The following is a 1,867-nucleotide window of genomic DNA, read 5'->3' as shown; positions in this document are numbered from 1 at the left end:
GTGGATACACAGGTCATGCGGATACGGAGCCTCGGTCTGGTTCCAGGTCTCCAGCAACAAGGTGCGCTCGGCTGGCGCAATCAAATCAATGCGTGATACCGACTGCGCTGCATCAGCAACCATCGCGCGCAGCATTGCGAGCAAATAACCTTTATGTCGCTCAATGGTCGCAGCATCGAATAGTGCTGTGGCGTAATTTAATACACCCGCAACGATGCCATCATTCTCGTGGAGATGAAGCTCTAGATCAAACTTGACATGATCGAACGCGATGTCGAAAGGCTCAGCACGTAAGTCAGCCAGGTCGAATGTGCCATGTTCGTTGTTCTGCCAGGCAAACATAACCTGAAAGAGTGGCGTGTAACTCAAGCTTCGCGGTGGCTGAGCGATCTCTACTACCTTCTCGAAAGGCAGGTCCTGATGATCCTGTGCCGCCAAAATAGCCTGACGGACCCGTACGAGTAGCTCAGCCAGTGTAGGGTCACCTGAAAGATCGATGCGCAAGGCTAGAACATTGACAAAGAAGCCGGCCAGCGGCTCGACTTCAGTACGATTACGATTGGCAGTAGGTGTGCCAATTACCAAATCGTGTTGCCCAGATAAACGCATGAGCACTGCGGCCCAGGCGGCCATCAACGTCATGAAGAGCGTCGTACCATGCTTCTGACTTAGATGCTTGAGACCTTGCGTCAAACTCGCATCGAGTTGTACTGATACCCGTGCACCGTCGAAAGATTGCTGCGGTGGTCGTGGACGATCCGTCGGCAATGTCGACAGAATAGGGGCATCAGTCAGGATACGACGCCAATAGTCAGCTTGAATGCTAAAGCGATCGCTGGTGAACCATTGACGTTGCCAAGCGGCGTAGTCGGGATATTGTATTTCCAAGGTCGGCAATGGATCAGCCTCCCCTTGTCTAAAAGCACGATAGAGAATATCGAGATCCCGAATTATTACCCCTATGGACCACCCATCGGAGATAATATGATGTTGGATAAGTATAAAAATATACTCACAATCCGATAGATGGATCAGGTGCCCGCGAATTAATGGACCCCGGGAAAGGTCGAAACATTTATGAGCAGCTTCTTTACAAACATGATCTAAATGTTGTCCGGCATTTGCTACGTGCCGCAAATCATGCTCAATAAGAGGCATACCCATTTCTGATGGCAGCAGCTCAGCATAAGGCTGCCCTTCGCTTGAAGATAAAATAGTGCGCAAAGCTTCGTGACGGGCCCATACAGCATTAAGACTACGACGCAACACGGATGTACTCAACGGACCGTGGAGATGCAGCGCAAATGGGATGTGGTATGCAAGGCTTGCATCTCCATCCAGCTGCGTGAGGAACCATAGGCGCTGCTGACCATATGACACTGGCAACCAGTGCTCTCGCGTGATTTTTTGTATTGATGAGATGCTATCTTTTTGTTTTTCAATGCCTTTGGCTTTCCACAGCGAACGAAGCTGTTCGATCTCCACTACATCCAAATTCTTAAGATCGATTCCTTTAATATCCATTATTTTGAGTCTTCCATAGAAATAAATCCAAGGAGGTCGTCTTGATCGAACTCTTGCATGACCAGCGAAATTAAAACTTCTTTGGCAAAGTGCTTTAAAGCTTGATTATTATATATTTTTGAAAGCTCAATATTTACGTTAAGTGAGCTTTGCAATCGACTGAGCAAACGTACAGCCATGAGCGAGTTGCCACCCAGTTCGAAGAAGTTATCGTTCCGGCCAACCTTGTCAACACCGAGCAATTCTTCCCAGATCGAGGCGAGGGTCTGCTCGGTCTCTCCCTGGGGCGGTTCGTAGACATGGCGTACATAGGCATCGTCTTCAGGCGCCGGCAGCGCCTTGC

The 1,867-nt window shown here is 49.3% G+C and carries 2 protein-coding genes; both read right to left on the bottom strand.

Annotated features, from left to right (window positions below; translation table 11 throughout):
* A partial coding sequence (locus BTJ49_RS15645; RefSeq protein ID WP_240601861.1) for a condensation domain-containing protein occupies positions 1-1,524 on the bottom strand: 1,524 nt, incomplete at its 3' end.
* Positions 1,524-1,867, bottom strand: a 344-nt coding sequence (locus BTJ49_RS15165) for a phosphopantetheine-binding protein (RefSeq protein ID WP_146742390.1), incomplete at its 5' end; no start/stop codon positions are given. The genes BTJ49_RS15645 and BTJ49_RS15165, both read right to left, overlap by 1 nt.

It is taken from the genome of Oleiagrimonas sp. MCCC 1A03011 (assembly GCF_003267965.1).
GTDB classification, from domain to species: Bacteria; Pseudomonadota; Gammaproteobacteria; order Xanthomonadales; family Rhodanobacteraceae; genus Oleiagrimonas; species Oleiagrimonas citrea.
The sequence above is the reverse complement of the archived record's forward strand: the minus strand, read 5'-3'. Positions and strand labels throughout refer to the sequence as shown.